The sequence below is a fragment of the Spirulina sp. 06S082 genome (genome assembly GCF_034932145.1).
GTDB lineage: Bacteria > Cyanobacteriota > Cyanobacteriia > Cyanobacteriales > Spirulinaceae > CCY15215.
In genome coordinates, this window is the sequence record NZ_JAYGHV010000444.1 from 1 (window position 1) to 6272 (window position 6272).

The following is a 6272-nucleotide window of genomic DNA, read 5'->3' on the forward strand; positions in this document are numbered from 1 at the left end:
TCTCAATCAATCAATCCTATCTAATTTACCAACTCCTGCTTTTTTGGTTGAGTTGGATAAACATGATGACAATAATTTACCATAAATCACTCTGTTTGACTATATTTTTAGTTAAACTTTACAATACAAAGTCCAACCTCTCACCATGTCCGAAATTAAAACTATTGTTCTTCCCGATGAATGTACGCAAATTGCTCTCTGTGGCGGACCCTACAGCAATTTTAGTGCAGTTGAGGCATTTTTAGAAGCAACCAAAAATATAGAACATCGATTTTGTTTGGGAGATATAGGAGGGTTTGGACCTTGTCCCGATCGCACCCTCGATCTATTGCGATCGTCCCAGATTATTTGTTTGCAAGGGAATTACGATCGCGCGATCGCCTACGAGGAAAGAGATTGCGGTTGCGGTTACTCCGATCCTCGCGATCGCCATTTTGCACAACTCAGCTACGATTACACCTTTGCCAAAACTTCTCCTCACCATCGCGAGTGGTTACAAAAACTCCCTTATCTCATTCGCTTAGAATGGCGAGAACATTCTCTCTTATTATGCCACGGTAGTCCCCAACAAGTTAACGAATTTGTTTGGGAATCAGAAACCGAGGATCGCCAAATTGCACAGAATTTGCGACAATTCCAAGTTACCGGAATTTGCTGCACTCATTCGGGACTCCCTTGGCTGCGTCGCATTGAGGAAGGATTTTGGTTGAATGTGGGGGTTTTGGGACGACCTCCCCATGAAGGAAAACGCCACGTTTATTATGCGATCGCGGACTTTCCTACCACCATAAAGACTCCTCAACCGCGTTTAATCCCTTTAGCTTATGATGTTGAGACAGTTGTTTCTCTGATGGAAAAAGAAGGATTACCCGTTGAATTTCGCGAATCTTTACAACACGGAATTTGGACAACTTGCGGGGAAATTTTACCCGAAGCAGAAAAAATAGTCCGTCCTCGTGTTTAATACTGACCAAGTATTCTTGCTTGGTAATTTTTTGCTGTTCATTCTTTATTGCAAATATCTATGGCTTTAATTTTGACTTGGACGCTTTTATTTGGTTACGGTTTCTTTGTCTATCAAATCGTCCAAAAAACAACCCCAGACCGTGTTTCCGCTTCTGGATTTTTTCATGGCGAATCTGCTAACGGAAAATCCCCCAGTTTATGGTTATTGGTATCCAGTGCAGCAATTAGCTGGATTTTTGCCAAATCTATCGATAATGCTGCCAGTTTAGCACAGTCTTTTGGCATAGCAGGTGGCATTGGCTATGCCATCTATTATCTTAGTTTTGTCACTGCGGCGATCGCCATTTACTATATTCGCAAGCGTTGGGGTTTTCATTCTCTCCCAGAGTTTTTAGTGAATAAATATGGAGCATTGTGTGCTAAATTCTTTCTCATTGCGATCGCCATTCGTCTCTTTAATGAAGTCTGGTCAAATACCAAAGTTTTCTCTCTTTATTTTGGAGAAGAAGGGAGTTGGGGCTATTGGTTAGCCGTCCTCTTTGTTACCGCTTTTACAGTCTATTACAGCCTTTGGGGAGGACTTCGCAGCAGCTTGTTAACTGATGGGATGCAAATGTTATTAGCAGCCGTCTTATTAGTGATTATTTTAGTCATTTTAATACCGGGTTTTATCAGCCAAGGATTACCCGTTGTTGACTCCGAGACAAATAGGGCAGGTTTAACGTTTTGTGGGTTAGCTTTCGTGCAAATCTTTAGCTATCCCTTTCACGATCCCGTCTTAACCGATCGCGCTTTTATTACTTCCCCCAAAGTAATGTTAAAGGGTTTTATTTTAGCTGGTTTGGTAAGCGGTGGCTTTATTTTACTCTTTAGTGGTGTTGGGTTATATGCGCTAACTTTTGGATTAGCAGGAAAAGCAACATTAGCAGTCCCAAAATTGTTTGGATTGCCCTTACTGTTAGTTTTTAATGCAATTATGTTGACCAGTGCAGGGTCTACTTTAGATTCTACCTTTTCTAGTGTCGCTAAATTAACAGCAAGAGATTGGTCGAATCGACAAGGAAAACCAGAGGAATCTGAAGCGCGTTTTGGGAGATGGTCGATGATCGCGATCGCAGTGTTAGGAAACTTACCTTTATTGGGGGTTTACCTGGGCGATAAAGTCGGACCAGCGATTATTCTAGCAACCACCATTAGCGGGACAATGGTAATGGGTTTAGCGCCTATTTTCTTGTTAGCTTTTATTCCCAATGCGGGACGATGGAGTTTTAACTTTTCCTTTTGGACAGGATTAAGTTTGGGGGTTTTGCGTGTGGTTGAGAGTGCTTTTTCTGTACAAATTTTTCCTGAATGGATCGCGATCGGTGCGGGAAAATATGCCCTCGATCTGGGAATTAATGTTTATGGTTTGATTCTCTGTACTCTCGGATTTTTACTCGGGACAATTTGCAATAGAATGGGCGATACCCGGTGAGTAAAGTCGGGGTTGCCTCGCTTTTTGTGGGGTTTGGTCATTGATACAGTAGAAAAGATATTCAGCTTCTGTTAAAATAAAACATTGTCGTCCACAGAGAAACCGATGGTTGTCGCGACTCAACGCTTATCTTATGCTGAATTCTTAGCGCAATGTCCCGAGGATGGGCGCTATGAGTTAGTTAATGGGGAGATTGTTAAATTGCAGCCAATTCGAGCGCATCAAAACATTGCACGATTCCTACTGTTTGGTTTCAATGATGAAATTAGACGCATATCAGCCAATCTTATCGTTGACACTAGTGTGGTTATTCAAACTACATCTCGTCAGGCCAGACGACCAGATGTTAGTGTAGTTGATTCTAGTGTGTGGAATGCTGATGTAATGACCTATAGTGCATTAACAGAACCACCTTTATTAGCCGTAGAAGTGGTTTCGACAAATTGGGATGATGATTATATCGATAAACTCGCCGAATACGAACAATTAGGTATTCAAGAATATTGGATCGTAGACTATCTCGCCGTCGCCAGTCGCAGCTATCTCGGTAATCCTAAAGTTCCTACTGTGTTCGTTTATCAGTTGCATGAAGGAAAATATCAGCAGCAAAAGTTTACAGGAGAAGAACCGATTGTATCGGGAATCTTCCCAGAATTAACATTAACCGTTACCCAAATTATCAACGCCACGCAAATCGGGTGATTTTACGGAAATTACTTGGGTGCATCTCAAATTTGTAAAAATATAAGGAACAAACTCAAGCAACTTTAGAGGAAGAACGTCAAAAAACGCAACAATTGAGAGAGCGTCTTATACAATTAGGTGTCGATCCTGATAGTCTACCCTAGTTTTGGCGGTGCGATCGCATTTAAACATAAAAATGTGAGGACATTAAATTTAACGTCCTTACAGGTTTTAACTCTTACAGGGTTTAACTAATCCCCTCGCAAGAGCGAAAAATAATACCTACCGATCTAAAAATGCCACAACTTTAACGCCAAACTCCTCTTCAAATACCTCTTTTTTGTAATCTAAACTCCATAATTCTAACTCGCAATCATCTCCAACAAACGCGGGACTGAGACATAACTCCAAACGTTGCCGATCGCCATAATATTGACATTCTACTTTAGCAACCGCCCCAATTTGTCGCCGATCCAAAGCGATCGCCACCCTTAAAAGTGCGCTTAACTGATTGACAATTTGCCGATCGCGCTTATCCGTTAAATTTTGATAATTTTCGTGCTTTTTCTTCGGCGTGCTTTTACGATGATAGCGGGCCAGATTAGCAATAATTTCCAATTCTGTTTCCGTATAGCCCAATAATTCCCCATTGCGAATCAGATAATAAGAATGCTTGTGGTGTGCTGCATGAGAAATGTAGATACCACTATTGTGCAGTATCGCTGCTGCCCATAATAAATCCCTTTCGCTTTCACCCCAAAAATGTAACTTTCCTTGTAATTGGTCGAATAAACTAAGGGCAAAATTAGCCGTCCGTTCGCTATATTCAAGATCCACTTGATATTTGTGGGCAAGTTTGCGAACATGGCGATCGCGCACTTCACTTTGATAGCGAAAAGGACTGCCAATTAACCCTTGTTTCAGCATCCAATCCACAATAATCCCTTCCCGTAAAGCCCTTTCGCATAAGGCGATCGCCTCCATTTCCAACATCTTCATCGCTTCCACCAGCACGATCGCCCCTGGAACAATGATTTCGGCGCGTTTTTCCGAAAGACCGCTCACTTGCAAGCGTTCCTCATAACTCATTTTAGCTAGGCGCTCTGTTAACTCCTCTAATGCAGACAAACTCACTTGATACCCTGTCAAAGGATTGGGTTCCCCCTCTTCAGTTTCTCGCGCCAGCACGATCGCCAAGGCTTGAATCGTCCCCGATGTTCCCACCATTTTGGCCTGTTCATTTTCGGCCAAACCATTGCGAATATTTTCCACTGGGCGCTCTAACATTCCTCGCACATAAGCTCGTAGATAGACCAATTCTGCCTCACTTATAGGGTCTTCCGAGACAAACTCCCGCATTAAGCGAACCGCCCCAACCTTCGTGCTGCTTAAAAATCGTTCTTCTTGGCGATCGGCGAGAACCAACTCCGTAGAACCGCCCCCAATATCAATAATAATGTAAGGATTCTGGCCAAACTCCATCCCCGACAGGACACCCAAATAAATACGCCGCGCTTCCTCCTGTCCGGAAATCAAGTTAACCTGCAAACCTAATTCATTGTCAACTTGTTTCAGGAATTCTCCCCCATTCGGCGCTTCTCGCACGGCACTGGTAGCGACAGCAAAAATATGTTGTGCGTTAAAACTAACAGCCAAGGCCTGACATCGTTGTAAGGCTTCTAGGGCGCGAGAAATGGCTTCAGGGGTTAACTTTCCCGTTTTGCGATCGCGCTCCCCCAAACGCACCGTATCCTTCTCTTTCGCCACGATGGTAAACGTCGCCAATTGCGGATCGATCTCAACAATCACCATGTGAATCGAATTGGTGCCGATATCGATCGCCCCTAAAATAACTTTATCTGACGAGTTGGCTTGAAGCAATCCCGTCCAATTTTGCGATGCAGCAACTGCTTTTGTCATAGCTCTTAAAATTAGCTCTAAAACTGAAATTCGGACTCTAAATACCGCCGATGCGGAAATCACGTTAAATTTTAAAAAAAGACCTGTTTAGTACTATAAACGCGAATGACAACCCCATCCCAATTATCCAGCGAATCTGTTGTGAAAACCATTGTGCGTCTTTTGCGCTGGGATAAACCCGCAGGACGACTGATTTTGATGATTCCTGCACTCTGGGGGATTGTTTTAGCCGCGCGAGGTTTACCGCCGATCCCCCTCATCTTCGTTATTATTTGCGGGAGTTTGGCCACCAGTGGCTTAGGATGTGTCGTTAACGATCTTTGGGATCGCGATATTGACCCGAAAGTTGCTCGAACCCGCGATCGCCCTCTCGCCTCCCGCGCCCTCTCAATTAAAACCGGAATTGGAGTCGGTCTTGTGGCCTTAGCATCTGCCGCAGGGTTGGCATTTTACCTCAATCCTCTCAGTTTTTTACTCTGTTTGGCAGCAGTCCCCATAATTCTCTGTTACCCCCTCGCCAAGCGCTTTTTTCCCATTCCTCAATTGGTTCTTGCCCTTGCTTGGGGGTTTGCGGTTCTCATTAGTTGGAGTGCGGTAACAGGTACATTAGAAACCCCAACCTTACTTTTGTGGGGGGCTGTGGTGTTGTGGACCTTGGGATTTGATACCGTCTATGCCATGAGCGATCGCGACGATGATGCTAAAATCGGAGTCAATTCTTCCGCCCTATTTTTCGGTTCCTTTGCCCCTCTTTTTGTGGGATTATGTTTCCTCGGTACCGCAGGACTTTTAGCCGATCTTGCCCTCATACTCCATTTACAAACTGGATTTTGGCTGACATGGTTAGTGGCAATTGTGGGTTGGATGTGGCAATATCTCCAACTCCTTCGAGACAATCTTTCCCAATCTATCTATGGTCTAATCTTTCGGCAAAATGTTGTTTTAGGGTTTATTTTATTGCTGGGAATGATTATGAGTTTTTAATTGTCCGACTACTTAACTATTTTTTAACAATGGGAGCGGGAATTCCCCTCTTCAAATCTTTGATTGAAGAGGGGATGAGAGCGACCTCCAAAGGTCAATTGGATAAGCTGAGGAGCGGTGCAACCTCGGCACGAGGTTGCACCGCGACGCTACGCGAACAGCCAAGGAACGCGCACCAAGAGAAACCTCACCCGTCCCTACTCCCTCCGGGAACCCTGTGGGAACGACCTCAAAATCAGTTATA

At 43.9% G+C, this 6272-nt stretch carries 5 protein-coding genes; 4 read left to right on the top strand and 1 reads right to left on the bottom strand.

The features are described from left to right. Nucleotides 1-145: 145 nt before the first annotated feature. The 3 genes from VB714_RS26475 (at nt 146) to VB714_RS26485 (ending at nt 3142) form a co-directional block, all read left to right on the top strand. A complete protein-coding gene (locus VB714_RS26475; RefSeq protein ID WP_323228269.1) occupies nt 146-964 on the top strand; it encodes a metallophosphoesterase family protein in 819 nt (272 codons plus the stop codon). A 60-nt stretch (nt 965-1024) separates the two neighbouring features. Beyond that, nucleotides 1025-2440 carry a sodium:solute symporter family transporter gene (locus VB714_RS26480; RefSeq protein ID WP_323228270.1) on the top strand — a complete coding sequence of 472 codons (1416 nt, stop codon included), beginning with the start codon at nt 1025-1027 and terminating at the stop codon, nt 2438-2440. 105 nt (nt 2441-2545) lie between these two features. Beyond that, nucleotides 2546-3142, top strand: coding sequence for a Uma2 family endonuclease (locus VB714_RS26485; RefSeq protein ID WP_323228271.1), 597 nt, complete (start codon nt 2546-2548; stop codon nt 3140-3142). Between the two features lie 264 nt (nt 3143-3406). Here VB714_RS26485 and VB714_RS26490 read toward each other — a convergent pair whose 3' ends face one another. Continuing rightward, a complete protein-coding gene (locus VB714_RS26490; RefSeq protein ID WP_323228272.1) occupies nt 3407-5044 on the bottom strand; it encodes a Ppx/GppA phosphatase family protein in 1638 nt (545 codons plus the stop codon). Nucleotides 5045-5149: 105 nt separating this feature from the next. On the opposite strand from VB714_RS26490, the gene VB714_RS26495 reads away from it, so the two are divergent. Then, nucleotides 5150-6028, top strand: coding sequence for a 4-hydroxybenzoate solanesyltransferase (locus VB714_RS26495; protein ID WP_323228273.1), 879 nt, complete (start codon nt 5150-5152; stop codon nt 6026-6028). Nucleotides 6029-6272: the final 244 nt, after the last annotated feature.